General features: G+C 36.3%; 29 protein-coding genes, 1 riboswitch and 1 other annotated feature. Of the genes, 10 read left to right on the forward strand and 19 right to left on the reverse strand.

The genetic code is table 11. The features are described from left to right. Window positions 1-46: 46 nt before the first annotated feature. The 6 genes from gltC (at window position 47) to BU038_RS03990 (ending at window position 4,521) form a co-directional block, all read left to right on the forward strand. Entirely contained in the window at window positions 47-931 is an 885-nt protein-coding gene (gltC, locus tag BU038_RS03965) for a glutamate biosynthesis transcriptional regulator GltC (RefSeq protein ID WP_107604912.1), read from the forward strand. A 200-nt stretch (window positions 932-1,131) separates the two neighbouring features. Beyond that, window positions 1,132-1,527, forward strand: coding sequence for a hypothetical protein (locus BU038_RS03970; RefSeq protein WP_107604913.1), 396 nt, complete (start codon window positions 1,132-1,134; stop codon window positions 1,525-1,527). 95 nt (window positions 1,528-1,622) lie between these two features. Beyond that, window positions 1,623-2,735, forward strand: coding sequence for a YibE/F family protein (locus tag BU038_RS03975; RefSeq protein ID WP_107604914.1), 1,113 nt, complete (start codon window positions 1,623-1,625; stop codon window positions 2,733-2,735). Next, window positions 2,732-3,514: a YibE/F family protein gene (locus BU038_RS03980; protein ID WP_107604915.1), complete on the forward strand. Its 783-nt coding sequence runs from the start codon at window positions 2,732-2,734 to the stop codon at window positions 3,512-3,514. The genes BU038_RS03975 and BU038_RS03980 overlap by 4 nt, the downstream gene beginning before the upstream one ends. Window positions 3,515-3,594: 80 nt before the next feature. Then, window positions 3,595-3,867, forward strand: coding sequence for a hypothetical protein (locus tag BU038_RS03985; RefSeq protein WP_107604916.1), 273 nt, complete (start codon window positions 3,595-3,597; stop codon window positions 3,865-3,867). A gap of 357 nt (window positions 3,868-4,224) precedes the next feature. Beyond that, window positions 4,225-4,521 (forward strand): HesB/YadR/YfhF family protein, encoded by a 297-nt coding sequence (locus BU038_RS03990; protein WP_107604917.1) that lies wholly within the window; start codon window positions 4,225-4,227, stop codon window positions 4,519-4,521. A gap of 89 nt (window positions 4,522-4,610) precedes the next feature. On the opposite strand, the gene BU038_RS03995 is transcribed toward BU038_RS03990, so the two are convergent. After that, window positions 4,611-5,618, reverse strand: a complete 1,008-nt coding sequence (locus BU038_RS03995; RefSeq protein WP_107604918.1) for a LysM peptidoglycan-binding domain-containing protein — start codon at window positions 5,616-5,618, stop codon at window positions 4,611-4,613. Window positions 5,619-6,136: 518 nt separating this feature from the next. Between BU038_RS03995 and BU038_RS04000 the strand changes: the two genes are divergently transcribed. After that, on the forward strand, window positions 6,137-8,608 hold the full coding sequence (locus BU038_RS04000) for a 5'-nucleotidase C-terminal domain-containing protein (protein ID WP_107604919.1): 2,472 nt from the start codon (window positions 6,137-6,139) through the stop codon (window positions 8,606-8,608). A gap of 96 nt (window positions 8,609-8,704) precedes the next feature. Here the strand turns inward: BU038_RS04000 and BU038_RS04005 are convergent, their stop codons facing one another. After that, window positions 8,705-9,484, reverse strand: coding sequence for an arylamine N-acetyltransferase family protein (locus BU038_RS04005; RefSeq protein WP_107604920.1), 780 nt, complete (start codon window positions 9,482-9,484; stop codon window positions 8,705-8,707). 106 nt (window positions 9,485-9,590) lie between these two features. On the opposite strand from BU038_RS04005, the gene merB reads away from it, so the two are divergent. Then, on the forward strand, window positions 9,591-10,190 hold the full coding sequence (gene merB / locus BU038_RS04010; protein ID WP_107604921.1) for an organomercurial lyase: 600 nt from the start codon (window positions 9,591-9,593) through the stop codon (window positions 10,188-10,190). Window positions 10,191-10,263: 73 nt separating this feature from the next. Here the strand turns inward: merB and BU038_RS04015 are convergent, their stop codons facing one another. Further along, window positions 10,264-11,412, reverse strand: a complete 1,149-nt coding sequence (locus BU038_RS04015) for a trans-sulfuration enzyme family protein (protein WP_107604922.1) — start codon at window positions 11,410-11,412, stop codon at window positions 10,264-10,266. 15 nt (window positions 11,413-11,427) lie between these two features. Then, a complete protein-coding gene (locus BU038_RS04020; RefSeq protein WP_107604923.1) occupies window positions 11,428-12,333 on the reverse strand; it encodes a PLP-dependent cysteine synthase family protein in 906 nt (301 codons plus the stop codon). A gap of 278 nt (window positions 12,334-12,611) precedes the next feature. On the opposite strand from BU038_RS04020, the gene BU038_RS04025 reads away from it, so the two are divergent. Then, window positions 12,612-13,496, forward strand: a complete 885-nt coding sequence (locus BU038_RS04025) for a CPBP family intramembrane glutamic endopeptidase (protein WP_107604924.1) — start codon at window positions 12,612-12,614, stop codon at window positions 13,494-13,496. Between the two features lie 109 nt (window positions 13,497-13,605). Here the strand turns inward: BU038_RS04025 and BU038_RS04030 are convergent, their stop codons facing one another. The 5 genes from BU038_RS04030 to BU038_RS04045 form a co-directional block, all read right to left on the reverse strand. Then, on the reverse strand, window positions 13,606-14,937 hold the full coding sequence (locus BU038_RS04030; protein WP_107604925.1) for a sodium-dependent transporter: 1,332 nt from the start codon (window positions 14,935-14,937) through the stop codon (window positions 13,606-13,608). 300 nt (window positions 14,938-15,237) lie between these two features. Beyond that, on the reverse strand, window positions 15,238-15,597 hold the full coding sequence (locus tag BU038_RS12635; protein ID WP_241963143.1) for a hypothetical protein: 360 nt from the start codon (window positions 15,595-15,597) through the stop codon (window positions 15,238-15,240). A 14-nt stretch (window positions 15,598-15,611) separates the two neighbouring features. Further along, window positions 15,612-15,800, reverse strand: a complete 189-nt coding sequence (locus BU038_RS12640; protein ID WP_241963144.1) for a TetR family transcriptional regulator — start codon at window positions 15,798-15,800, stop codon at window positions 15,612-15,614. Between the two features lie 279 nt (window positions 15,801-16,079). Then, the gene (locus BU038_RS04040; protein ID WP_107604926.1) at window positions 16,080-16,805 is read right to left on the reverse strand and encodes an alpha/beta hydrolase; all 726 of its coding nucleotides are present in this window, start codon (window positions 16,803-16,805) and stop codon (window positions 16,080-16,082) included. 158 nt (window positions 16,806-16,963) lie between these two features. After that, window positions 16,964-17,464 (reverse strand): isoprenylcysteine carboxyl methyltransferase family protein, encoded by a 501-nt coding sequence (locus BU038_RS04045; RefSeq protein WP_107604927.1) that lies wholly within the window; start codon window positions 17,462-17,464, stop codon window positions 16,964-16,966. A 413-nt stretch (window positions 17,465-17,877) separates the two neighbouring features. Here BU038_RS04045 and BU038_RS04050 point away from each other — a divergent pair, with 413 nt between their 5' ends. Further along, the gene (locus BU038_RS04050; protein ID WP_107604928.1) at window positions 17,878-18,495 is read left to right on the forward strand and encodes a LysE/ArgO family amino acid transporter; all 618 of its coding nucleotides are present in this window, start codon (window positions 17,878-17,880) and stop codon (window positions 18,493-18,495) included. Between the two features lie 185 nt (window positions 18,496-18,680). Here the strand turns inward: BU038_RS04050 and BU038_RS04055 are convergent, their stop codons facing one another. From BU038_RS04055 to BU038_RS04105, 10 genes are all read right to left on the reverse strand, one after another. After that, complete coding sequence (locus BU038_RS04055) at window positions 18,681-19,280, reverse strand: alpha/beta hydrolase (protein ID WP_107604940.1); 600 nt, start codon at window positions 19,278-19,280, stop codon at window positions 18,681-18,683. Window positions 19,281-19,319: 39 nt separating this feature from the next. Beyond that, on the reverse strand, window positions 19,320-20,306 hold the full coding sequence (locus BU038_RS04060; RefSeq protein WP_107604929.1) for a ring-cleaving dioxygenase: 987 nt from the start codon (window positions 20,304-20,306) through the stop codon (window positions 19,320-19,322). Window positions 20,307-20,490: 184 nt separating this feature from the next. Next, window positions 20,491-21,039, reverse strand: coding sequence for a hypothetical protein (locus BU038_RS04065; protein WP_107604930.1), 549 nt, complete (start codon window positions 21,037-21,039; stop codon window positions 20,491-20,493). A gap of 170 nt (window positions 21,040-21,209) precedes the next feature. Beyond that, entirely contained in the window at window positions 21,210-22,013 is an 804-nt protein-coding gene (locus tag BU038_RS04075) for a DUF4097 family beta strand repeat-containing protein (protein WP_107604932.1), read from the reverse strand. Continuing rightward, window positions 22,010-22,570, reverse strand: a complete 561-nt coding sequence (locus BU038_RS04080) for an HAAS signaling domain-containing protein (RefSeq protein WP_107604933.1) — start codon at window positions 22,568-22,570, stop codon at window positions 22,010-22,012. Before BU038_RS04080 ends, BU038_RS04075 begins: the two co-directional genes overlap by 4 nt. Further along, window positions 22,563-22,886 (reverse strand): PadR family transcriptional regulator, encoded by a 324-nt coding sequence (locus BU038_RS04085; protein ID WP_107604934.1) that lies wholly within the window; start codon window positions 22,884-22,886, stop codon window positions 22,563-22,565. Before BU038_RS04085 ends, BU038_RS04080 begins: the two co-directional genes overlap by 8 nt. Before the next feature lie 216 nt (window positions 22,887-23,102). Then, a complete protein-coding gene (locus BU038_RS04090; protein WP_107604935.1) occupies window positions 23,103-24,227 on the reverse strand; it encodes a 5-methyltetrahydropteroyltriglutamate--homocysteine S-methyltransferase in 1,125 nt (374 codons plus the stop codon). Window positions 24,228-24,300: 73 nt separating this feature from the next. After that, window positions 24,301-24,535: a binding site (T-box leader), on the reverse strand. Between the two features lie 70 nt (window positions 24,536-24,605). Beyond that, complete coding sequence (locus BU038_RS04095) at window positions 24,606-25,076, reverse strand: DUF523 domain-containing protein (RefSeq protein WP_107604936.1); 471 nt, start codon at window positions 25,074-25,076, stop codon at window positions 24,606-24,608. 16 nt (window positions 25,077-25,092) lie between these two features. Next, window positions 25,093-25,275: a hypothetical protein gene (locus BU038_RS04100; protein WP_107604937.1), complete on the reverse strand. Its 183-nt coding sequence runs from the start codon at window positions 25,273-25,275 to the stop codon at window positions 25,093-25,095. Window positions 25,276-25,350: 75 nt separating this feature from the next. Further along, window positions 25,351-25,450: riboswitch (SAM riboswitch) on the reverse strand. A 123-nt stretch (window positions 25,451-25,573) separates the two neighbouring features. Next, window positions 25,574-26,191: a DUF5067 domain-containing protein gene (locus tag BU038_RS04105; protein WP_107604938.1), complete on the reverse strand. Its 618-nt coding sequence runs from the start codon at window positions 26,189-26,191 to the stop codon at window positions 25,574-25,576. Window positions 26,192-26,321 lie beyond the last annotated feature (130 nt).

Consider the following 26,321-nt stretch of genomic DNA (forward strand, 5'->3'; position numbering starts at 1 on the left):
TGATATCATTCTAATAATTAGAACAATAAGTGTGGTGCAGAAAATCATGGAATTTAAACAACTTAAATACTTCATTGAAGTAGCTAAAAGAGAACATTTATCTGAAGCTGCTTTAGAACTGAACATTGCCCAATCAGCCATCAGTCGCCAAATTTCACAATTAGAAGAAGAATTAAATACAAAGTTATTCAGAAGAGAAGGCCGAAATATTTATTTAACTGAAGCAGGTCAACGCTTTATGACTCAAGCAACGAAGATTGTCGAACAAACCGAACAAACTTTAAATATGTTCCGACATGAACAAGAAGCTGAAGCTAAACGTATCAAAATCGGTTATGTCGAAAGTTATGTCTCACAGCTCTTAACTTTACTGATACAGAAATTCGAAAAAGAACATTCAACAACGCTGCTCCCTATGAGGCAATCAAATGAAGCATTATTAAAATCAACACTGAATCGTGATTTAGATGTTGCGTTTGTTGATTTAACTTCTGCGTTAAAGAAATATAACGAAATTGAAATCATACCGTTATTCGAAGATAACTATCAATTATATGTACCAAAACAAGATCCATTAACTGTGACAGTCAATCCTCCTTTAAAACAACTAAATACACAACCGATATTTTTAATGGCAGATTTACCTCAGCAACTGATACATCTCCTTGAAAATACAGCGAAATGTACTACATATCGCATTTCAACAGAACGTTTAGCGAATTACTTATTGAAACATAATCGCGGTTACGTCATTACACCCCAATATATTCCTTTACCAGAAAGCGAACACTTTGTACGTTTAAGCCTAGCGCATACAGAACTTAAACGAACGTTATGCGCAATCGTTAGAAAAGACAACCACAAACCAGAACTGACTGCTTTACTCAAAGAAATTACTACCTTGCTTTCTCATACTTCGGTTTATCATTAAAAGTAAATAACGAAACTCTAACACTATTAAATCCTCTATGAAACGTCGAAATAATCCGGCGCACCATAGAGGTTTCTTTGTTTCTTAAATTTTGACCTTTAAATCATTTGAACTTCTATTAAACAAACCCTTCCAAAAATGACTACTTTATTATAGGTTTAAAGTTATAATACAAATAAAAGATAGAAAGGAACTTTTCAATGCGCTACAAACTTAAAGAAAAAGATTTATTAGAATGTTTGAAACTTCATCATCCAGAACACGAATTCAAAGAAGGACGCCTACTCGTCGGTCAAAACAAACGTAATAACCTAGAAATTTATTATTTAGGAGAAGAAGATTTTTTCGCAGTTGTGACGGTTGATTTCTTCACTTTCGATTTCCTTGAAATAGCACTCGTAGACAAGACAAGTATTGATGAAATCTATTTGAAAGACGGTTTTCTATATAGAAAAATGTTTGTGAAGGTCGGCGATGAAATCGTAAAATATAGTACATCTCGAATACTGCTCACAGATTTTCAACAAGCGCATTATAATAAATTCATTGACGGACAAAAAGAACGCGTTATTTATAAAGATGGGAAGTTTTTGTAAAAATAATATATTTGAAATCATTGGCATTCTACTTCCATTAAGATTATAATCACGTTGTTAATATTTGATTGAGAATCTTAGAAAGGGTGACGGTTATGTCATTCAAACAAAGACTGCATCAGCCGTTTTCTTGGGTGTTGATCGGCTTTGCGGTTATTTTTATCGCAAGTCTGGTATTCACATTGTTTAATGCACGTTTTTACCATATGCCTATTGGTGAAATTACCAAAATCCACCACCAAAAGTTGGTCGATGTAACAGATGAACATCATAATCAAGATACAAAATATACGGAACAGCTTAACTTTAAAGTATTAAATGGAAAGTTCGAAGGTCAGACTGGAACGATTAAGCACACTTATTATCAATCACAAGTAGACTCTGAAAAGTTTCATGTGCATAATAAGGTGCTGTTACATATTAATAAGCATCCGAATGATGCAACGATTATAGAAAAGAAACGCGATACATTAGTGGTAGCCATCACTGGTATCTTCTTATTGATAGTACTATGGGTCGGCCGTAAAGTCGGCATACAATCGATTTTATCGCTGATTATTAATAGCGGTGCTGTCTTAGGCGCCATTGCGATTCACAATGCGATACCCTCAGTCAGTCTCTTTTGGTTAATGAGTTTAGCAGTCATTCTAGCAACTGTCATTACATTATTATTAGTCACAGGTTGGCATTGGCGGACACTCATTACCGTCATCAGCACTTTGTTCGGCACATTTATTTGTGTCGGTATTGCTGAACTAGTGATTCAAGCTACAGGCGGTTCTGGTATTAAGTACGAAACGATGGATTTACTGACATTACCGCCTAAAGAGGTCTTTATGGCTTCAGTAATTGTCGGTACATTAGGCGCCGTGATGGATGTAGCAATTACTATCGCAAGTGGTATGTATGAAATCAAAGAACGTACGCCTGCGATTGATTTAAAAAGATGGGCGTTAGCCGGCCGACATATTGGTCAAGATATTATGGGTACGATGACTAACATCTTACTCTTCTCTTATTTAGCAGGAAGCTTGCCGATGATGGTGATCTATTTAAGAAACGCAAATACGATTACCTATACTATTTCTATGAACTGGTCATTAGAAATTGCACGTGCCCTCATTGGCGGAATCGGTATTGTATTAACAATACCTGTCACGATTTTATTAATGGAACTCTGGGTGAAAGTAAGAGGTGAGCAGACATGAATGCAGTGATTATACTAGCATTGATTCTTTTGATTTTAATGATCATCTTCGGCGGTAAGAAAGGTGCCGTTTCTTATGGCATGTTGTTTCTGAATTTTGTATGTGTCCTGCTTGCTTTGATTGCGATTGTATTGCAGTTACCCATTCCGATTATCGCTTTAGTCTTTTGTATCGTAGTCGCTAGTTTGAACTTATTTGGTTTAAATGGCAATAATGTTAAAACACAAGCAGCCTTTTATAGTACTTGTATTACAACACTTATTTTATTAAGCGCAATATATCTAGCTGTTGCACTTGGTCATTTACAAGGGTTTGCTGCTGAACAACAAGATGAAACGTACGTTTACTCTATGAATATCGGTATTAATATGGTTCAGTTTATGGTTTTCACCACCTTGCTTGCGGTCATTGCGGCAGTGGTAGACCTTGCGATAACAATTAGTTCACCGATGTATGAATTAAGTGAAACAAATCCAGAATTGAATCGACGAGAATTATTTAAGTCAGGCATGCGTATCGGTCGTGAAATTTTAGCGACTTCAGCGAATACCATTTACTTAGCATACTTTGGCGGTCAATTAACGTTATTCTTTTGGTTCTTTAAATTGAATTACTCTTTCGGCCATATCATCAACTCTAAAATATTCGCACAAGAATTCGTTTCTATTTTATTTGGAGGCATCGCGGTTGCGATGAGTATACCGATTACTGCTTGGATAACTGCTTGGTTAATCAAGCGCCAAACAAAGGTTAAGATCACTCAAACTACGCAAAACTAAGATGAGTCAATCTATCGTCATACGTTTTTCGCAATGTTATAATGTGTGGGTATCTATTCAGGATAGGAGGTTTATATTTCATGGCAAAACAACCTAAATCAAAATTACGTCGTTTATCTAATACGTTAAATATTATCGGTTATGGTATTGAAGCTTACAACGCTTATGCCTATGATTCTAAAAATCGTAAATTATCACGCATCGGTTTAGCGATTAATGTCACAGGAGGCATTCTTGATTTCTATACAGCATTAAAATCAGGACGTTTCCTTACAAAAGTGTTCTCATTCGCTAACTTGGCAACAGTTGTTGTCACTTCTTATAACCGCTTCAAATCATTAAAATCAAAATAAATTTAAAATGAAGGCTCTATTTTATGTCACTATGATATAAAATAGAGCCTTCATTTTTTGATGATACAACTTATTCCACTTATTCTATTTGAAGTTCCACTAAATCAAATCGCTTTCTTTGGTAGTTATGACAACCTATTCATCCAATTTAACACACAAAGTTTCACTTTCTTTCAACTAATTTGTCCAATCTATTACAACTGATTATCAATTCATTTTTTAATAGCTTTAAATACAGATTGTGCAAGACTTTTCTTCAAAAGACTGCTATAATCGGTGGTAAATAGAGATATATTTCAATAGTACTTCTGCCTATCGACACAGTTTAGTATGCAGCAACACCTAGGAGGTAACAACATGAAACTTCAAATCACTGACGAAGCATTGAAATGGTTTAGAAACGAATTAGACTTAGAGCCAGGAGATAAGGTCAACTTCTACGTACAAGCTTATGTACACACTGGATTACATGAACATTTTACAACTGCATTCAAGATTGAACCGCATGACAAAAACGCATCTGTATCAGTTACAGTCGACCGCATCACATTCTATATCAACGATTCTGATGAATGGTTCTTCAAAGGACTAGACTTATTAGTAGATTACAATCCTGAAACAGATGAAATTGAATACAAAAGCACAAAACTATAAAATAACGAGAGGTATTGGGATGACCAGTTCCTCTCGTTTTGTATATTAAAAACCCAGAGGCCTATCCACCTCTGGGTTTAACATCCAAATTAATGAATGAAATTATAATAGCCAACTTGGCTTGCTGGAATTGTACGGTAAGTTGTGTAACCTGGGTTGCCTGTAAAGTTCATTTCAGACACCAATACACTGCCGTCACCATTAATACGTTCTACGAAAGCAACGTGGCCGAAGTAACCTGCATCTGATTGTAAGATTGATCCTACTGTCGGGTTACGGTCTACTGTATAACCATCTGCACGTGCTGCGTTGTCCCAATTGTATGCATGCCACCAGTAAGTACTGATTGGTTTGCCGATTTGAGCACGACGGTTAAATGTATGCCATGTACATTGACCCCAATCGTATAAGTTTGAGTGATTGAAGACTGGTGAATAGTATCCGCCTGTTGATGTTGATACACTTGGTGATGGCGAATTTGTATTCGCTGCAGTTGTACCTGTCACTTTTAATTTTTGACCTGGATAAATAAAGAAGTTATTCAAGCCGTTTAAACTCATAATGTTTTGGTATGTTGTACCGTATTTAGACGCGATCAATGATAATGAATCACCTGGTTGCACCGTATATACTGAACCACCTGAAACACGTGTCGTATTAGAAGTTGTCGTACTGTTAGATGCTGTACCTGACACCTTCAATACTTGTCCTGGATGAATTAAGAAACCATTTAATCCATTTAATCGCATAATATTTTGGTAAGTTGTACCATATTTAGACGCGATTAATGATAATGAATCACCCGGTTGTACTGTATAAGTTGAACCACCTGAAACAGATGATCCACCTGAAGTACGTTGACTGCTTGTATTAGCAGAACCAGCTACTTTTAAGACCTGGTTCGGGAAGATTAAGTTTGAACTTAAGTTGTTTAATGATTTAATGTTCGCAATTGACGTATTATGACGTTGAGCAATTGACCATAAAGAGTCACCAGCTTGGACTCTATAAGTCGTGGCTGCATCTGCAGCTCCAGCTGTTGCGATGGCGGAAACCGCACTTGTTCCTACAACAGCAGCAATAATTTTCTTTTGCAATGGAAATGCCTCCTGACAATAGTATATTCTCTCTTTCAGCCTTGAACCTTCTGTTCTGCCCCAACAGAAGTTCAAAAACCGTTTTCTCTCTTTTCCACCTATACACTTAATTATTATACACGTCATTGAACGAGCCAATATTATTATTACATGACATTTGTATTACAAAAGATTCTTTTAACTTTTTTAAATAGTAATGTAAGCGCTTAACTAATTGATATAATAGCTTTGCGTAGACCTAATAATCTTGAATCTCTTACTATTCGCATCTCTTCTATTTAATTCATTTTTGAAAGGTTACAACCTCATAACGTATTCAAAAACCTACTTTTCAAGAAGACTTTCTATCTTTTATTATCCCATGCAAAGCTTCATCATATTAATCACACAATTTGATTAAATAATTTACAAAATTAACAAAAAGACAATACCCCTGTACAACTTTCATTGATAAGATAGTGTTGTATGCATGTCATACATATATAACTTCATACGAGATAGAGAAAAGGAGGCTCCTCATGCACAAGCTACTTATCAGAACCTGCTTCTTAGTTGCGATGTTGTTCATGGTATTTAGTTTCACAAGTTTCGCGGCAGAAACAACGCAACCTGAAACTAATACAACAGATGTAAAAGTCGAACAACCGGCACCTGCATCTGACACAACAACGCAGGCAACACAAGCAACACCTGAACCTGTTCAACCATCAGCTGCACCAGAACAACCTGCAGAAGATGTTGCGTCAAAGACTGATTCAAATGAACCGACAGTGACAACAGAACAGGCACCCACAGATAAAACAACACCACCGGAAACACCAACACAAACGGTTGAACCTAAAACAGACGCAACCGTTCAACCAAATGAACCAGCACAACAGACAGCACCTTCAACTGAAGCTACACCAGTTACCACACCAGCTGTATCTGAACCTAAAGCAGCTGAACCAGCACCTACAACGACACAACATGCGAAAATTCTTCACACGAACGATATGCATGGACGTATCTTAGAAGAAGACGGACGTGTCATCGGGATGGCTAAATTAAAAACAGTCAAACAACAAGAAAATCCTGATTTAATGTTAGATTCTGGTGATGCTTTCCAAGGCTTACCAATTTCAAACAATACAAAAGGTGCAGACATGGCAAACGCTATGAATGAAGTAGGTTACGACGCGATGGCAGTCGGCAACCACGAATTTGATTTCGGTGTTGAACAAGCGCAAAAGTACAAAGAACAATTAAACTTCCCTATTCTTTCCGCAAATACATATAAAGATGGGAAGCTTATGTTTGACCCTTACACAATCGTGAACAAAAATGGGATTAACTACGGCATTATCGGTGTGACGACACCAGAAACAGCTGTCAAAACACACCCAGATAACATTAAAGGTGTCACGTTTACAGAACCGATTCCTGCTGTTCAAAACATTATGGATCAAATTAAAGCACAGACAGATATCTTCGTTATTTTGTCTCACTTAGGTATTGATCCATCAACTAAAGCAGAATGGCGCGGAGACACACTTGCAGATACACTTGCACGTGATCGTCGTTTCTATGACAAAGAAATCATCGTATTAGATGGCCATTCTCACTCAGTTATTGAAAATGGTGAAATCAATCGTAATACTTTACTAGCACAAACAGGAACAGCACTCGCAAATATCGGTAAAGTTGAATTCAATTATCAAAATGGTACTATCTCTAACTTAAATGCTTCATTAATCAACGTTAAAGATACAGCAGATATTACACCAGACCCTGCTTTACAACAACAACTTGACGAAGCGAAAGCAAAATTTGAAGCACAAGTTTCAGAAGTCATTATTCCTAATAATACAATTCAATTCCAAGGTGAACGTGATGACGTGCGCAGACACGAAACAAACTTAGGTAATGCAATTGCGGATAGTATGGAAGCTTATGGCCAAAACGGCTTTTCTCACCCTGCTGATTTCGCAGTCACAAATGGAGGCGGTATTCGTGCTTCTATCGACAAAAACCAAGATGTTACATTAGGCGATATCATTACAGTCTTACCTTTCGGCAACACGATTTCACAAATCCAAGTCAAAGGAACAGATGTTGCAAAAATGTTTGAACATAGTTTGAGCGCACCTGTTGAAAATGGACAATTAGGCGCTAACGGTGCATTCTTGCATATCTCTAAATCAATTCGTGTTTATTACGATATTAATAAAGCACCCGGCGAACGCGTGTTAAAAATCGAAGTATTAAACAAAAAGACCCAACAATTTGAAGCGTTAGATCCTAACCGTACGTACTACATGACTACAAATGACTTTACCGCTTCAGGCGGTGATGGTTACGACATGTTAGGCGGTTTACGTGAAGAAGGCGGGTCTTTAGATAAAGTCTTCTCAGATTACTTAAGAGAAGCAGACTTATCACAATACGACACTGACAAAATCAGCCGTATTATCAACGGTCAACCACTTGTTGCACAAACAGAGGAACAAGCTGAAACAGAAACACAACCAACAACTGGCGACACTGCACAACCAGAACCAAATACAACAACACCTGCAGTACCGACAAAACCAGCATTACAACCTGTCGCAAGCACACAAACAACACAACCAACAGCTTCAACTTCAAATGTGATACCATTCCCTGCAGCTAAGACAACAGCACAAGCAGGTACATCACAAATTGATGCATCACAAAACAGCATTTCAACTGAAGCGCCTCAAACAACTTCAGCACAGGTTAACTCAGCTGTGGCAAATCTAGAGACACTTCAGTCTCATCAAACAGCACAAGCTTCAAATGTTTACCCATTGCATGCTAATCATGCACAACAACAAGCTAAAACAGCTTCAACTACGAAAAATGACTCAAACACCGAGCAGTCTCTACCGAATACAGGAAGCAATGACCTTCCAGTATGGCCTATCGGTTTAGTACTGACTGGTTTAGGTGTGGCATATATTTCACGCAAACGAGATCATGCGGCATAAAAACACAGCACAACTTCTGGTTTTTCAGAGGTTGTGCTGTTTCTTTTTCTAACTTATGATTTTACATCTTACTGTTTTAATCTCATTATCATATGACTATTCAAATGTCTGAATGGTCATTTCAGGGATTCCAAAGTACTTCTCTAAGAATGCTTGATAATTATCAGACGTTGTATCTTGAACACTCTTCTCACCATTGACCAATAATGTTAAATGATTTTCAGTCAACGTATTACGTCCGACTTCAGTTGCTATTGTGATTAATAGGCCTTGCACAAAGATAGAATCAGGACTGGATTGATTAAACTCAATGCCGTCTTTAAAATCTTCTAATTGTTTTTGTTCATTTAATACACGATAGCTAGTCTGCCATTGATGATCATCTTCAGACCATTTTTCAATATCATAATGTGTTTCATCGACATGATGTACACGATAACTGCCTGTCACGTCTTGCATACTTGTTTTATCCATCGGCAACGCAAACTTCGGCATATCCCCAAAACCGACATCTACAACATACGGTACACCTTCAATTACGACTTGAAGGGACATATGCGAACCTTCACGCGCCCAACCTTTTGGACTTAACACAGTCGCAGATAAAGCCTTAACTTCAAATCCTTTATACTCTAAATAATGTTTAAAGAAATAATTCATTTCATAACAGAAGCCCCCGCGCTGTTCATCGACAACTTTATGCATCATTGCTTCGTCTGTTAACGCAAGCGGCCAACCATTTTGTACATTGATATTTTCAAAAGGTACATGCAGCGCATATTGTCTGATATAGGCATTTAACGTTTCTAAGCTTGTATCATGATATTGATCAGTATCTATTTCTAAATATTGTTCCAGTCTTGTAAAATCCACCATACTTTATCTTCCCTTTCTATATATTTTGTTTTATTTGTTTAATGTGTTTAATAAGCGTAGAATTAAATCGAAATGATTACGATTAAAGAGAAAGGAGTCGTTTTAGATGCATTACTTTAATTTTGATGCGTTACTTACACTGCATGAACATCAACAAAGACAATCTTTGATTCAAGAAATTGTTAAACAACCGACTACTCCCCCTGCATTTATAGACGCTTATCAAACATTACTTGATAAACATGTGATTGTTGTACAAGACCACCTTATCACTTGTCTCTATCCTTTTGCGACACATCCAACTTCATTTAAAGTTCAACTTTCAGATAATACTACTGTCTATGCGATGTGTGCGATTGATGCATTAGGCATTCACTATACCTTGAATGAACCGATTCATATAGAAGCCCAGTGCGCAGAAACGAAAGCACCGATTCAAATCTCACTTAAAGACGGTCAACTTAACACTGAGAATCCAGCTATCTATGTATTATTTAAAAACCTATGTTCAGAAACACAATGTGCAGACAGTTGTTGTCCTGAAATTCAATTTTTCATCAATAAAAACGCATTAGATCAATATTATCACACACATATCAACCAAAATATTGCGGTCGAAAATCATACAGCTTATCACGCTTTACCACTTACTAAAGCCAATACGATTGCTAAAGAGATTTTCGAAATTCGCGAAAACAATGAATAATAAATTGCTTAAATAAGAAAGGTGCCTCTCCGACTTGGAAGGCACCTTTGTTCTATACATATTTACTATGAAATTATTTTTGTAATTGGTCTAAAGCTTGTTTTAAATCAGCGACTAAATCATCTGTATCTTCAATACCAACAGATAAGCGGATTAATCCGTCTTCAATGCCTTCTTTTTCACGTACTTCTTTTGGAATAGAAGCGTGTGTCATTAAAGCGGGTACTGAAATTAAACTTTCTACTGCACCTAAGCTTTCAGCTAATGTGAAGTATTCTGTTTCACGAATTACTGCTTTTGCGGCATCAATATCAGAAACTACAAATGAAACAACGCCTGTATGATCTGATGCTTGGCTTTCATGTATATCGTGATTTGGATGACTTTCTAAGCTTGGATGGTATACTTTTTGAACATTAGGATGTTCCGCTAGCATTTTAGCAACTGCCACTGCACTACGGCTGACTTGTTCCATGCGCAAACCTAATGTTTTAATACCACGAATTAATAAATAACTGTCTTGTGGTCCAAGCACACCGCCTGTTGAATTTTGAATAAAGCCAAGACGTTCAGCTAAATCTTCATCGCTTGTTGCAAGTAAACCGCCGATAACATCACTATGACCGCCAATATATTTAGAGGCAGAATGTAACACAATGTCTGCGCCTAATTTTAATGGGTTTTGGAAGTAAGGCGACATGAATGTATTATCCACAACAGAAATTAAATCATGTTTTTTCGCAATTTCCGCTGAAGCTTTAATATCAGTCACACGTAATAATGGGTTAGATGGTGTTTCAATCATTAACATTTTTGTTTCTGGTTTAATTGCTGCTTCAATGTTTTCAACTTCTGTTGTATCTACGAAATCCGCATCAATACCGAAGCGATTGAACACTTTCGTCAACACTCGGAATGTTCCGCCGTATACATCAGAATTCACCACAATGTGATCACCTTTATCTAATAACATGATAACTGCAGACATTGCGGCTACACCTGAGCCGAATGCGAAACCAAAACGTCCATATTCAATATCCGCAATCGCACTTTCTAACGCAGCACGTGTCGGATTACCGCTACGTGAATATTCATAGCCTTCGCGTAAGTCCCCGATATCATCTTGTAAATAAGTGCTTGTTTGATAAATCGGTGTTGTTACCGCACCTGTATAATCATCTGTTGTATGGCCGCCATGTACCATTTGTGTTTTCTTATTCATAAATCTTTAACTCCTTTACGCCTTATTTTTTCCCGAATAATTAAAAATTGATTTAGACATATAACGATCACTGCCGTCTGGGAAGACTGTGACAATCGTTCCTTTGTCTATACGCGCTTTAATTTCTAATGAACCTTGTAATGCAGCACCTGAGGAACTGCCTACTAACAGTCCTTCTTGTAGCGCAAGTTGTTTTACATTATGAAAGGCATCTTCATCTGTAATGGTTAAAATATCCGTTACTAAACCTTTATCTAAGAAGCCTGGCCATTTTTCAGAACCGATACCTTCTGTGTCATGCAGGCGTTTTTTACCACCGTTCAACACTGACCCGACAGGTTCAACAATGACATTTTTAACACCGTGTTGTGCTAAGACTTCAGCAGTCCCTGTAAATGTTCCGCCTGAACCGACACCTGCCACAAAGTAATCTACTTCAGGCAATGCTTTTAAGATTTCTTGTGCCATCGTATCGCGATACGCACCTGGATTATCTTCTGACTCAAACTGATTCGTATAATACGCACCATGTTCAGCCGCATAATCACGCGCTGCTTGTTGCGCACCTAACATACCGCCATTTTGCGGTGTGCGAATCACTTTTGCGCCTAATGCTTCCATAATCGAAATCTTTTCTGCCGCAAAACCAATCGGCGCATAAATCACACATTGTAAGCCATAGTGGTTCGCCGCAATCGCTAAGCCAATACCCGTATTGCCCGCTGAAGCTTCCACTATTGTGTCACCGCGCTTAATTTGTCCACGTTCCATTGCTTGTTCAATTAAATATTTGCCTAAACGGTCTTTTACACTGCCGCCAGGGTTGAATTGTTCTAGTTTTGCATAAATTGATACTTTATCATCACTGAACGACTCCAATTTAACCAAAGGTGTATTGCCGATTAAATCAAATCCAATCATAGATGTCCTCCCCGTGAAATGCATGATGACAGGCCCGACTCCTGTTTTTCACCACTCATTCCCATTATTCCTATCGTACTGGTATGAATTATAGCGCATTGCAGTTGTAAATGCAATTTTCTCTTAAAGTGTAACTTAAAAATATTGATGTAACTTCATTGTGTCTATTCACAAATAATCAAAATAAAATTAATAAAGTGAACTTTTAATGAAGGTAATGTAATTTATATAAAGATGTGATACATTAGTGAAAATTAAAAATTAGGAGAGGATGCAACGTGCTTCACACGCACAATACTTTTAAAAACTTCATACAAACTATTTTTCTAGCAATCAAATGGATAACTATATCAATACTACTCATGAGTGCTTTTATGTATAGCTTATTATTTGCGACTGATCACTTTGAAGATCCAATAATACTAATTGCACTTTATATTATCATTCCGATACTCGTTTTATTCGTTTATCAATATTATTTGAAAATATGTCATATACCTTCTTTATTCAGCCCCAAATACGTTCAATTGACAAAATTAAGTTGGTCTATCAAATTTTCCTTGATTACTGTTTCCTATTTTGCCACAAGTATTCTGAGTGGACTTGTTTACACAGGCGAGTCAGAGAATCAAAAGATTTTAAAAGAGCAAGCTGTTGATTTTCCTTCTTCATTTCTTGGTACTAGTTTTAATGCACCTATCATAGAAGAAGTGATATTTAGAGGCATGCTTTTTATCATTATTTTAACCGCCACTTCTTTTCTGTTTAACGAAACTAACCGCAAATCCATGTTTTTGAGAATGGCAATTTATGTAACACTTTCTACAATCATTTTCGGCTTTCTTCATGTGGTGGTCTCAGGCGATTACCAGCATGTTTTCCCTTATTTAGTTCCAGGATTCATTTATAGTATCGTTTTTGCATTAACTAGAGATATCAAAGTCACTATCTTACTGCACATACTTAATAATTCTAGCGTTCACCTCTATGAATATGGCTATGAACAGATTAATGTTGTGATTAATATCTTGTTAGTTTTAACTGCACTTATAGGTCTGTTTATCTATTTTAAATCTGATGACTTTAAACAGTTGCGTCATAAGTGGGAATATCACCAATATATAAAGCTAAAACGTAAATTCAATAAAGTAGAGACTCCATAAAACCTACTGAACATATTCTCAAATTCAATTAGCTATTAAGACTAAACAGCAAAAAATTCCCGCTGCATGCATGATGCAGCGGGAATTTTCTTTTGTGATTCATTTTATTTTAATTAAAGAATTGGATGACGAAAACTAAGAGTATTACCACAGGCAAGACATATTTAACTAAGTAATACCAAGGCATAAAGATTTTCAAACGATCATTACCAAATACTGATTTAAGATCTTCTTTTTTCAATAATTGACCGACAAATAAAGTCGTCGCAAGTGCGCCTAAAGGCATTAAAATATTAGAAACTAAGAAGTCCATATTGTCGAAAATCGTACCCGCTAAAAAGTGTACATGACTTAATGTACTAAATGATAAAGTTGCTGGGATACTGATAATAAAGACTAGTATACTGCCGATTAGCGCGACTTTACCACGTTTACGGTTATCGTTTTTAGTAAAGTTAGACACATTCAATTCTAGTAATGAAATGGATGATGTTAACGCTGCGAACAAGAATAAAATCAAGAATATTAAATAGAATCCCGGTCCAAAGGTCATTTTCTCAAATACATGCGGCAAGACTTTAAATAATAAGCCAGGACCTTCTTCTGGTTTATAACCAAATGCATTGATTGCTGGGAAGATCGCTAAACCTGCAAGCAAAGCCACAATAATATTCATAATAACAATGGATAACGCAGAAGTTTTAATCGTCATCTCTTTAGGTGCGTAACTTGCGTACGTAATCATTCCTGTCGTTCCTAATGAGAGGGCGAAAAATGATTGCCCAAGTGCAAAGAGAATACCTTCCATAGATAACTCTTCCATACGCGGTTCTAATAAGAAACGTACACCTTCAGAAGCACCTTCTAATGAGAGTGAACGTACCACAATTAAAATTAAAAAGATGAACAGTAAAGGCATCATAACTTTAGATGCTTTTTCAAGTCCGTGTTCAACACCTAACATAACAATAATCATCGTCACTAAAATAAAAGAACCTTGTCCTAACATAGTATAAAGCGGACTTGAGATGACTTGTTCAAATTGAATACTGCCAAGTGTGCCGTCTCTTAGTCCTATCATCTGCATCGCAACTTGTGCGATATAAATCATAATCCAACCGCCGACTACACTATAGAAGCCAAATAAGACAAAGACAGCCAGGTTACCGCTCCAGCCGATAACATTTGTCCATTTTTTATTAGATAATTTACCAAAAATAGCGGTTGTATAAGTTCTTCCGAGCTTACCGATTGTAAATTCCATAATAAGTAACGGTAAGCCTATAAAGATTGTAAATATTAAAAACATGAGTAGAAACGCACCGCCGCCATAGATACCGGCCATATATGGAAATTTCCACATGGCTCCTAATCCGATGGCCGAACCTGCGCTTGCTAAAATAAATCCGGTTGAGGTTTTCCACTGTGATTGTTTGGACACGCTGCTCATCCTTTTCTGTTATTTTCAGATTAAACTAATTTACTTTAAAGCGTTAAAGCGTTTATGTAAGTAAGTATACTATAACACAAATATAGCAATCCCTCAACTAGCAATTAAATATAACATCACGCTGTAACCTTGTCATTATAGGCTTTTTCGTATATTTTTGATTTTTTCTAGCCCGTATCACCAAAGCTACTTAACATTGCTTATATAATCACTTTTAAGTGAAAACGACATAAAAAAAGATTACCCTCTTGGATAATCTCATCTTGCTTTAAAGTTATGATGGATATGAACTTATTTGAGTTCCAACAAAGCGTTCAATGTTGATTCAACATCTTTTTCCATAGTATATCTGCGATAACTTAATTCATCAAAGTAATTAACGAAAGTTGTCCTGATAAAGCCGCTTTCCATGATACCTAACATTAAATCTTTAAACTCTCTGATTGGCATTGAAATATCATTAGCTTCATAATAAAGTTCTAAAATACGACTCAATTTACTATGCAGCGTAGCAATACCTTGATACAGTTGCTCCTTAAACTCATCAGGTGCTTGGTTGAATTGTATATACATACGTAAATAACTAATGTTAGGTTTAAAGATCATATCTAAGATAAATTGTCGTAAATTTTCTAAAGTACGTTGTGACATATTTTCTTGTAAATCTAGTATTCTATTAAAGTGTTGGATAATTCTATTTGAACATGCTTCATAAATATTAGCTTTGCTTGGGAAATAATAGTATAAACTCGCTTTTTTATAGATACACTGTTGGCTATTTCTTCTAGGGTACAACCGTAGTAACCTTTTTGCGCAAATAGCTCAATCGCGTTGTTGACTATTTCGTTTTTCATAACGAAATCCCTCCAATTCATCTTTCTCTTTCTCTTCTTCTTGGGTGGAAATATCTATTTTTCAGGGTAATTAGTTTTTGTTTGTTGATTTACAATCGAATACTCTATTTTAACTATCACAGTCAACACACGTTTGAGTGTTCGCAGGAAATTTAATAGTAAAAGTACTCTTATGGCCATCTTATCATATACGAACACTCTGAAAAAAACATTATCTTGTATGATTTTACGCTACTTTCGTTGTTAAGTAAAACGGTTTCAGAAAAATTCATTTTAAACTTACATAAAATTAATGATTTTTTCTATGATTTTTTGTTTCTCTGTGCTTCTTGTCATTAAATGACCTGAATCCTCAAAACATCCAGTTTCAATATCCGATGCATGAACCAACTTTTTAGCGATGCTGTCTACACTTTCTTTATACGAAACATCATCTTTGCCACCGTATAATAACAGCGCTGGCGCTTTGATTCTGCCAAGCTCATTCATCGTTTGATTCACAAACGCTTCGAAATGATTGGCACCTTCTTGATAAGCAGGTACATAAGCCATTTCTTCTGCTTGTTCTTCTTCAGTACAACCAATATAATATTGTAGTCGTGTACCATAATGGTTCAATCTGCTTAACACGCCTTCTGCAGATTTATGATAAGGGACTGACATCCCAATCACACGATCTACATCAAACTGTTCAGCTATTTTCAACGCAAAAATACCACCTAGCGACACACCAAGGACAGTGATTTGACGGTATCCTTTCGCATGCAGAAAACCATAAGCCGCTTCTGCATCTTCCCACCAATCTCTGATATCATATTGTACAAATTCAGAAACAGGCAGACCATGCCCTCTATAACAAGGCGCATAACAGGTATAACCCTCTTTATGTAATGCTTCTGCTACTTCTTTGACATCTTGTACAGTACCAGTAAAAGAATGCAACAACAGCACCGCTTCATCTCCCCCTTCCAAAAAGAGATGTTTAGGTGCTTTCACCTTCAACATACATACTCACCTCCAACACATTCTTCTCAACTCTATTATAGGTTCTCTTTCCTCTTTATTTCCACCTTCAATTAAACACCATTAAATATTGTAAAACTCTTAACAAAAAAGACTAAGAACGTTTAAAATTCATTCTTAGTCTTGCACAGTTATGTTATTTACTTAAGATGTGCCATCGCGCTTTCTTCTTGTCGAATACGCACATATAGTGATACCGCATATGGAATAAGCAGTACACTTACAGGATAAGCTTGCGTCAATAAGATTACACCAATTAATTCAGGAATAATATTTAAGAAGTAGTTCGGATGTTTAACAAATTTAAAGAGCCCGGATTTTACAATGTGGTGTTCTTTAAGTATGTAGACTTTCAATGTCCAAATCGGCCCTAATGTACGAATCACCCAAAATAACATGATATAACTGACTATCAGCAATACAAGTCCGATTTGTGATACTCCATTAAATGTAGGTTGAGCGATTGTCGCATAAACAAAGCTGGCCACATAAATTAAAATATGTAATAACGCAAGATATTTTGAATTCTTTGCGCCATATTGCACTGCACCTTGCGCAATCAATTGACGTTCATGATGAATAGAGATGGATAAAGAGTATAAACGAATAATAAAGAATAAACCTAGGATTATTAAAACCATAAAAAGCGTAACCTGCCTTTTCTAAAAGAATTAAAAAATCCGAATTTTGAACGATAGCCAAAATTCGGATATCCAACGAATAAGGATAATCGGTTTGATATAGCGGTCAACTAATGAAAATCCACAGAAAATAATTGCTTAATTTCCTATTTTCAGTGTAGCGTTTTGTGTCTACACACTCCATAAACCAAAGTTTAATAAATTCTTAATTCGAGTTAACAAAATAAATCATAAACGAACGAGACACTGAATGATATACATCTCTTATCCGTCATTTTGTTATGCGTTGTACACTTTTTAGTTTTTGTATATACTACAAATTAACTAAAAAACATACAATCCCTCTTTATGCACACGCTTAGCTCCATCACACAATCAAAGAGATATTGTATAGAGAAAGCGGGCAGTCATTGATGTTACAAGCGATACTTCATGGTGTTTTGTTAGCGTTAGGTCTGATTTTGCCTTTAGGTGCACAAAATGTCTTTGTGTTTAACCAAGGTGCGAATCAGAAAAAATTGACGCGTGCTTTACCCGTCATCCTCACTGCAGGGTTTTGTGACACGTTTTTAATTGCAGTCGCAATACTCGGCGTATCTTTGATTTTAATGTCTATGCCGATGTTACAATTAGTAATTTATCTCATCGGTTTTGTATTCTTAATCTATATGGCTTGGTCACTATGGAAAGAAAAGCCGTCTAATATTGAAGAAATTGAACCGATGAGTCCTAAAAAACAAATACTATTTGCGCTCTCTGTTTCCTTACTCAACCCGCACGCTATTATGGATACCGTCGGTGTCATTGGGACGAGTGCTTCAATCTATGAAGGTGCTGACAAACTGGCTTTTTCTATCGCCACCATCTCCATTTCTTGGATTTGGTTTATCTTCTTGGCAGTTTTAGGGCGGATAGTCGGCACTGTCGATAAGTCTGGTAAATTTATTTTAATCCTTAATAAAGTGTCCAGTGTCATCGTTTTTGTAGTCGCCTTGATTATATTAAAAAACATTCTCGATTTAATACTCTGAGTTTAAAAAGATCTATCCTGTATTAGTTTAGCTTCTGTGTCTGCAGAAGCTTTTTATTATGCTTTAACAAATTAAAAAGCACCCAGTACTTTTTGATCAAAAGTCTGAGTGCTTGATTAAGGGGGTTTGATTGAATTTGTCTGGAGGTCCTTCAATCACGTGTCTATTAAGCTATTTATTAAAAATTATTGTTCGTTTACTACTTTTACTGCTTCATTAAGTGACTCTTCAGTAATGCCATGTGATTGTGTCCAATGTGTTGTAACATTCGCACCTGAACGTTGGAATAAATCAATTAAACGTTCACTTTCAGATACAGGTACGATAGGGTCATGCGTACCCATTGAAAGATAGATGTCTGTGCCACTTAAATCTTTCACAGGATCAATGTGTGTCGGATAAAGCCCTGCGAATAATAATGCTTTCGCAAATTTAGTTTCCTCACGTAATAGTAAGTTAATCGCAATGTTCGTACCGTTTGAGAAACCGACTAAAATCGCATTTTCTAAATCAAAGTCATATTCTTTTGCGGCTGCTTGTAAGAACTCATATAATTCTGTGCCGCGTTCTTCTAAGTCTTTCCAATCATATTGACCTTCACCATGACGTTTGAAGAAACGTGTCATCCCATTTTCATCCACATTTCCTTTCACACCCAAAATGTTATAGTTTGGGTTCAAACGTAATGCGAGTGGGAATAAATCCGATTCATCTCCACCTGTACCGTGTAATAAGATGAATGTAGGTTGATCTGCGCTTTGCCCTTTTCTAAAAATGTGCTTCATTGTATCTAAAGCCATGATACCTGCCTCCTTAGTGATATATTATTGATTTGTACGGCCTGGTTGATTGTGGCGCGTTGTTTCAATATGACGTACTTGTGCTTCAATTTGTTCTCTTTTTGGTTCCAAGAATGGTGGTAATGATAAGATTTCGCCTACTGTTTCGTAAGGTTCGTCTCCCATGAAACCTGGACCATCTGTCGCAATTTCAATTAAGATACCAGGATAGAATTTAGAATAAAGTGATTTAAAGAAGTAACGTTCTACAAATCCAGAGTTGCCGATTTGATAGTTATTCAAACGGTCAATCCATACATCTAATTCATCTTTATCTGCCACACGGAACGCAGTGTGATGGATTGTACCATAGCCTTGCATACCTGGGTTGCCGCCAAGTTTACGTACGATGACTTGTCCGCCGTTACCGCCTTTTCCTGTTTCGAATAAGTGGTAGTCACCTTCTGATTCAACTTCTTTATAGCCGTAAACTTCTTCGAAGATTTGTTTGAATGGATCGAAACGGCTCACGTTTAATTCGATAGGTCCTAAACCGACAATCGCATATTCTTCTGGTACTGGCGCATTTTTCCAAGCAACACCTGGTTCTACACTATCTGCTGAATCTGTTTCATCAGAAATCAATGTGTAAAGTTGGCCATCAAAATCTTCAAAGCGTAAGATTTTTTTACCGAATAATTCAGTTGGTGCTTCATGTTTCACGTCAAACTCACTTAAACGATTATTCCAAAAATCAATCGCCGCATCTGATGGTACACGTAATGTAATACGCGCAATTTCATCTGTTCCATGTGTACCTTTAGGAATTCCAGGGAAATCGAAGAATGTGACATCTGTTCCTGCATTTCCTTCATCATCCGCAAAGAATAAATGGTAAGTTTGGATATCATCTTGGTTTACTGTTTTTTTCACTAGTCTTAGACCTAATACGTCTGTAAAGAAATCATATATTTTAATCGCATCACTTGTAATCGCAGTGACATGGTGCATACCTTTTAAGTTGTTGTTCATTTAATTTCATCTCCTTATCTTTGAATAACTTCCCTTTTCTACTATTTTCTATCTTATACTGAGGACGTTGTTCTTCTGATATACTTATTATACTTAATATAATAATACTACTTTAAAGATAATGCAAGTATTTATGCTCATACATAAAAAAAGACCCCAAACTTGATGTTTTGGAGCCAAATTACTATTGGTTAATCGCAGATTTTTGAACAAACTGCAATTCATAGATTGGATTTTCATCTAATTGATTGAAACTATCAATTTTACCGAACAACTCTATATGCTGTGTTTTACGGCTTAAGTTGTGTTTAAAGTTTATATCTACTTTTAAAGCAGCTTCATAACCGTTCTGTTTAATTGTTTCCTCTAATTCATGAAAGACACCTTCATTAATAGGTACAAGATAGTACTCTTTACTTGGTAAAATACTGACATATTTCTTTTGAAGTACTTCATCTTTACCCATGTGTGTGATTGTGACTATCACTTCTTTTGCGGCACCGCCGCCTAAGTTATACAACTTTAAAAAACGGTTGCTATCTTGACTCGCCGTGCTGATATTAAATAACTTCAATCGATCATTTTTACTCGTCTGCAATAAAATTTGATTAAAACCAATCGCTGGTGTAAAAGAAATACGCAATTGATAGAGTTGAATTGATACAGACACTAAATAGAATAAAGCCATAATAAAGGTTCCGATAGACCCAATGGCTGATAATAAATTAATCATCCCTTTCTCCTTTCATTTATTTTTTCGCAAGAGACATTCTAACGTATACATAAACACAAAAAAAGTAATTAAACTTATAGACAAAATCAAAAGTAAAAATATTAATTTCTACTATATTAAAGAAGCACTTAAACAGAATTTCATCTGCTTAAGTGCTCATAATGATACCTTTAATTAATTTCCACTGTACCTGTATCTGATTCTAAATGAATCGTGTGTGATGCATTGCCATAACGTTTCGCTTTTAAAGCAGGTTGATGGATATCCATATCTACATCTTCGTTATGAATGACTTTAGTGTTTTGAGGTGGTTCTGCATAATCTACCTCAATATCTCCTGTGTCAGATTGGACTTGGAGATTTACATCCCCTTTGATACCTTTGACTTGAGTATCGCCAGTATCATTTCCGATTCTCATATTTTTGAAAAGTGTTTGCGCGATTTCAATATCTCCTGTGTCACTTGTCAAATCTACTTTATTGATATCAGCTGCTTTTAACAATAACTCTCCTGTATCCAACTGCGCGTCTAAATGATTCGCTTTCAAGCCTTCAATTGTCATGTCTCCTGTATCATTGTAGATTGTCACATCTGATAATTGACGTTCAGGTACAGTAATTGTGAGCGTAGTGTTGGTAATATTTCCGAATGTAAAATTAATAGTTGGATTTGGCAATTTTGATTCAACTGTTAATGTGTCACCTTTGATAGTACTGTTAATTTTTGTCTTTCCTTTAATACCACCTTCCCCTTTAACATGGAAGTGAGCACCTTTTTTAATGATGACGTTCGACGTATCCGTATTGATTTTCAAATTCTTTATTTTCGCATCTTCATTCTTATAATCTTTTGTGTAATGAATTGGATTGTCAGATTTTTTAAGTTGTTTTTTTCCTTCTACATAGCCCGCAATTCCGAAACCGACTGTAATCACTAAGCCTATACTAAAGATAATCAACAATGCTTTTTTCATGATTGCGCACTTCCTTTCACAACTTTAATATTCCAACGTAAATATTTCACAAAGAGAACGAAGCTCCATTTATATGCAAGGTACGTTACTGTAAATAACATCAATCCGATTCCGAAGCATGTAAATGAAACATAGATATCTAGAGGAATAATTTCTCCAAATCCATCTATCATGCCTTTGACCAGCAAGAATAGTGGTGCAGCTAGAAAAGTGAGCGTCGCAACACCTAAAGATAAAAGCACACCAAACCATGCCGCAATTACAATGGTAATAACGAAAAAGTTTAGAATACTTAATCCCATCACCGCTAACACCGCATTTGTGACATTCCCGGCATTACGAGAAGATTCTGCTTTATCTACTGCCGCATTCGCACTCATTTCACGTCCGATATCTTTCGGGTTGCCTAATTCCCGGGAAATTTCTTCTTCAGTTTTGCCTGCTTCTTTACCACTGATAAAGTGTGTTTCATACTCGTTTAAAATATCTTGGCGTTCTTCTGGTGAAACGCGCGTTAAATAACGATTTAATAACTGTAAATATTCTTGTTTACTCATCTCTCTCACTCTCCTCAATAAATAAATCTACAGCTTCTGTAAAGGCCTTCCATTCTTTAAGCAATGCTTCTAAACGGTCATGACCTTCTTCGGTAATACGGTAATACTTGCGTGCTGGTCCTTCTGTCGACGGTTTAAAGTAAGTTGTTAAATAGCCTTCTTTGACTAAGCGGCGCATTAAAGGATAGACGGTCCCTTCTGCGATTTTGATACGCGGTGTAATTTTTTGTACGAGTGAATAGCCATACTGATCTTCACCTTGAATAATCAACAAGACCAAAAATTCAAGTGCACCTTTCTTAAATTGTATATTCATAGCAAACCTCCAATACATTATTCAGTACTGTTTAATGTTTAATAGTAGTTCACTTATAATATACCCCTTACTATTAAATAATACAAGGTAGTGATTAAATATCTTTGTCAGCTTGGTGACTTTTGTGAAGCTAACTTAAAGAATTGAATAAAAAAAGATGAATTCCACCTTCTATAGTGAAATTCATCTTCTATCATTCATCAATGTATTGATGATTTAACCTTTTACTTTTTCAGGCCATACTTCTTCCGCAATACTTTTAACTAAACGAATTTTAGCCCATTGTTGTGCTTCAGTTAAGTTATTACCTTCTTCCGTTGATGCGAAGCCACATTGTGTACTTAAAGCTAAACGGTCTAACGGGATATATTGTGATGCTTCTTTAATACGTTTAATGACTTCGTCTATATCTTCTAATTCACCATCTTTAGAAGTGATGAGGCCTAACACGACTTGTTTATCTCCTGATACGTGTTTAAGCGGTTCAAATCCGCCTGAACGATCACTGTCATATTCTAAAAGATAGGCATCTACGTTTTCTTGGTCGAATAACGGTGTTGCGACACTGTCATAAGCGCCTGAGGCGAACCATGTTGAACGATAGTTACCACGACAAATATGAGTTTGAACACGTAAGCCTTTAGGTAAACGTTCAATTACGCGATTATTCACGTCTTTGAATAACTGTTTTAAACGTTCTTTTTCTTCTTGGTCACCGTTTTTACCATTGATTTCAGTTTGGTCGCCGACTAAACGTCCCCATGTTGTATCGTCAAATTGAATCGTTTTGAGACCCGCTTCATATAAATCTTCAATCACCGTTTGATACGCATCCGCAATCGCATCAATTAATGCATCATCTGTTTCGTAATATTTGCGCGTTTCTTCAATATTTTCTTTTCGTGTCAGTTCTGAGAAAAGTCTGGCAGGGGCTGGTACAGTTTGACGTGCCTCGATACCTTCTGGTGTATGAGCTAATAAGAATTTGAAGTCTGCCACAAATGGATGATTTTCTCCTGAAATCGGTCCTGATAAACGTGCTGTCTCAATACGAGATTGAACCGCATCGAACTCAAAGCCGCCTTCATCTTTGACCGCTTCTACACCATTCAATCCCCAGAAGAAATCTAAATGCCACCAGCTTCTACGGAATTCGCCGTCTGTAATAGATTTCAAACCATTCTCAACTTGTTTCTCAATCAATGTTTTAATCTCACGGTCTTCTACTTCTCTTAAGGCAGCTTGATCAATTTCTCCTTTTTCGAATGCTGCGCGCGCCTCTTTTAATGCCTCTGGTCTTAAGAAACTTCCTACAATATCATAACGCAATAATTCACTCATCTTAACTTCCCCCTATGTTTATGTTCTTGTTTCAAATAATAAAAAAGCCCCCATAAAGCCTATACTAAAGCTTTACAGGGGCGTAGAATTCGATTCTGCGCGGTACCACCCAGTTTCAAGAAGTCCATACTTCTCCTCAACAGTACTATCATACTCGAGCAGTGGTAACGTTTGCTAACACGTGCCAACTTAATGATTCAGCTGACAGATTCAGAGTCCATTTTCGATATTGTCGAATTGCTTTTTCACACCAACCAAAAGCTCTCTGTTAATTCTTCAATATGTACTTTACTCATCATAATCAATTAATATTATTTGAATTAATCCTAGTCTATAGTTAAAAGAATATTCTGTCAATAATAAAATTCACATTAAAAATTAAATCGATGTGAAATCTAATTTTTCTTTCCAGTTCAATTCATTCATAATCGTAATTCCGTGGCGTATTAACAACGCTGCACAGACACCTTCACCTGACTTCAAATGACCACTGAAAGTTCCATCATAAATCTCAGAGGTTCCACAAGAAGGACTTTTCGACTTTAAAATCATTGCAGTACATTGATGTTTTTGTAGTAATTCCAATGTCTTTAATGCACCTTGTTTAAATGCCTCCGTGACATCTTCACCAGTCGTCGCAATGACTTTAGCACGACCTGACCACACATCAAAACCATCCCCACCGACAATTTCAGCCGGTGGTCTCGGTGTAGCCAAACCGCCTAACACTTCAGGACATAACGCCACTGCCTTTCCTTCTTGAATCAGTTGGCGTAATGCATTATCCAATTTATGACTGCCGTCGTAACGTACATTCTCTCCAATTAAACATGCACTGATTGCGATCATGAACTTCTCTTCTTTCTTATTTTTCTTCTAACCAATCTTTAATTACTTCCAATGGAACCATCTGTCTGATTGTTGCCTCAATATCATGAATTTGCGCTTTTCTTCCCATACTGCTGGCCATATTCATCGGTTCATAATATTCCCATTGTTCCAGTTCTTCCATTTTCTCTCTGATTTGTTGTTTAGCGAATGTTGTCATTTTATTTACCACCTTTTTCTCATTTTGGATAAATAAAATAGCCCTCCTTGCAAGAAGAAGCGCTTCACGTACGTCTTCTTATCTTTCAAGTTACCTTGTTGGATTTAGCACGTCACCTTGCGGTTGTTGCTGGAGCTTCACAGGGCCAAGTCCCTCCACTCACTCTTAATAAGAACTATTTTATTCACTACTCATCATACCTTAAATAAATCATTTTTCAACTTATTTGATAAAATTTGCGACTCAAAATGGACATAACAAAACACTGAAATATCGCTTATCCCAGTGTTTTGATTTCTTATAAGTCAGTCATATCTTCACTTTTAATATCGTCTTCAGATGATTTCTTATCAGATGATTTCTTGTCTTTAATATTAACTTTGATTGAACCGATGTTTGGATCCTCGTAGTTCTCCTGATCTTTTGCTTTTAATAAAACAGGTGATTCTAAATCATTTAACTTGTACGTTTCAATAGATGAAATTGTACTTCCTTTTTTTATATTATCTTCACCTTTATCTCTTTCACTATCATAAGTTTCCCCTCTTACATGACCATAATCTAAGCGTTTTTCTGAGTCTTTACTATCTTGATACGCTTCAAACACTTTCATATAAGACCTAGTTGGTTTAACTTCATTGTCATCTTTACTGTTATTCGTCACTTCATATTTTACAACTAAAACATCATCATCTTGATATTCGGTTGTCCCCTTAGGCACAATTTCTGTACCTAAAATTTTCACTTTTACCCCTTTGATTTCAACCGCGTTATCTTTGATTTCAGGTTTTTCTTTTGTTTTTGCTTGTTTCGCATCTAAGCTAGATGCATGCTCTTTTTCCGTCTCCTCTTTTTTCTCACCACAAGCAGCTAAAAATAATGTTGCTGCACTTAATAAACATAATAGCCTCTTCATGATATCCCCCCATTTGTTTAATATATTGCATTATTATAAATCATTATACACAAATTCCATAAAACTGTTAACTTTACACACAAAACTATTTTCATTCTATTTTTTATAAAAAGTTTACCTGATATTATAC

This window comes from Staphylococcus simulans (assembly GCF_003043455.1).
Classification (GTDB): Bacteria; Bacillota; Bacilli; order Staphylococcales; family Staphylococcaceae; genus Staphylococcus; species Staphylococcus simulans_A.

Bases quoted from the DNA above. Each gene is read 5' to 3' on its own strand.
- gltC (WP_107604912.1), top strand. From the start codon at position 47: ATGGAATTTAAACAACTTAAATACTTCATTGAAGTAGCTAAAAGAGAA.
- BU038_RS03970 (WP_107604913.1), top strand. From the start codon at position 1,132: ATGCGCTACAAACTTAAAGAAAAAGATTTATTAGAATGTTTGAAACTT.
- BU038_RS03975 (WP_107604914.1), top strand. From the start codon at position 1,623: ATGTCATTCAAACAAAGACTGCATCAGCCGTTTTCTTGGGTGTTGATC.
- BU038_RS03980 (WP_107604915.1), top strand. From the start codon at position 2,732: ATGAATGCAGTGATTATACTAGCATTGATTCTTTTGATTTTAATGATC.
- BU038_RS03985 (WP_107604916.1), top strand. From the start codon at position 3,595: ATGGCAAAACAACCTAAATCAAAATTACGTCGTTTATCTAATACGTTA.
- BU038_RS03990 (WP_107604917.1), top strand. From the start codon at position 4,225: ATGAAACTTCAAATCACTGACGAAGCATTGAAATGGTTTAGAAACGAA.
- BU038_RS04000 (WP_107604919.1), top strand. From the start codon at position 6,137: ATGCACAAGCTACTTATCAGAACCTGCTTCTTAGTTGCGATGTTGTTC.
- BU038_RS04005 (WP_107604920.1), bottom strand. From the start codon at position 9,484: ATGGTGGATTTTACAAGACTGGAACAATATTTAGAAATAGATACTGAT.
- merB (WP_107604921.1), top strand. From the start codon at position 9,591: ATGCATTACTTTAATTTTGATGCGTTACTTACACTGCATGAACATCAA.
- BU038_RS04015 (WP_107604922.1), bottom strand. From the start codon at position 11,412: ATGAATAAGAAAACACAAATGGTACATGGCGGCCATACAACAGATGAT.
- BU038_RS04020 (WP_107604923.1), bottom strand. From the start codon at position 12,333: ATGATTGGATTTGATTTAATCGGCAATACACCTTTGGTTAAATTGGAG.
- BU038_RS12635 (WP_241963143.1), bottom strand. From the start codon at position 15,597: ATGTCACAACGTACTTTAGAAAATTTACGACAATTTATCTTAGATATG.
- BU038_RS12640 (WP_241963144.1), bottom strand. From the start codon at position 15,800: ATGAAAAACGAAATAGTCAACAACGCGATTGAGCTATTTGCGCAAAAA.
- BU038_RS04040 (WP_107604926.1), bottom strand. From the start codon at position 16,805: ATGTTGAAGGTGAAAGCACCTAAACATCTCTTTTTGGAAGGGGGAGAT.
- BU038_RS04045 (WP_107604927.1), bottom strand. From the start codon at position 17,464: ATGGTTTTAATAATCCTAGGTTTATTCTTTATTATTCGTTTATACTCT.
- BU038_RS04050 (WP_107604928.1), top strand. From the start codon at position 17,878: ATGTTACAAGCGATACTTCATGGTGTTTTGTTAGCGTTAGGTCTGATT.
- BU038_RS04055 (WP_107604940.1), bottom strand. From the start codon at position 19,280: ATGAAGCACATTTTTAGAAAAGGGCAAAGCGCAGATCAACCTACATTC.
- BU038_RS04060 (WP_107604929.1), bottom strand. From the start codon at position 20,306: ATGAACAACAACTTAAAAGGTATGCACCATGTCACTGCGATTACAAGT.
- BU038_RS04065 (WP_107604930.1), bottom strand. From the start codon at position 21,039: ATGATTAATTTATTATCAGCCATTGGGTCTATCGGAACCTTTATTATG.
- BU038_RS04075 (WP_107604932.1), bottom strand. From the start codon at position 22,013: ATGAAAAAAGCATTGTTGATTATCTTTAGTATAGGCTTAGTGATTACA.
- BU038_RS04080 (WP_107604933.1), bottom strand. From the start codon at position 22,570: ATGAGTAAACAAGAATATTTACAGTTATTAAATCGTTATTTAACGCGC.
- BU038_RS04085 (WP_107604934.1), bottom strand. From the start codon at position 22,886: ATGAATATACAATTTAAGAAAGGTGCACTTGAATTTTTGGTCTTGTTG.
- BU038_RS04090 (WP_107604935.1), bottom strand. From the start codon at position 24,227: ATGAGTGAATTATTGCGTTATGATATTGTAGGAAGTTTCTTAAGACCA.
- BU038_RS04095 (WP_107604936.1), bottom strand. From the start codon at position 25,076: ATGATCGCAATCAGTGCATGTTTAATTGGAGAGAATGTACGTTACGAC.
- BU038_RS04100 (WP_107604937.1), bottom strand. From the start codon at position 25,275: ATGACAACATTCGCTAAACAACAAATCAGAGAGAAAATGGAAGAACTG.
- BU038_RS04105 (WP_107604938.1), bottom strand. From the start codon at position 26,191: ATGAAGAGGCTATTATGTTTATTAAGTGCAGCAACATTATTTTTAGCT.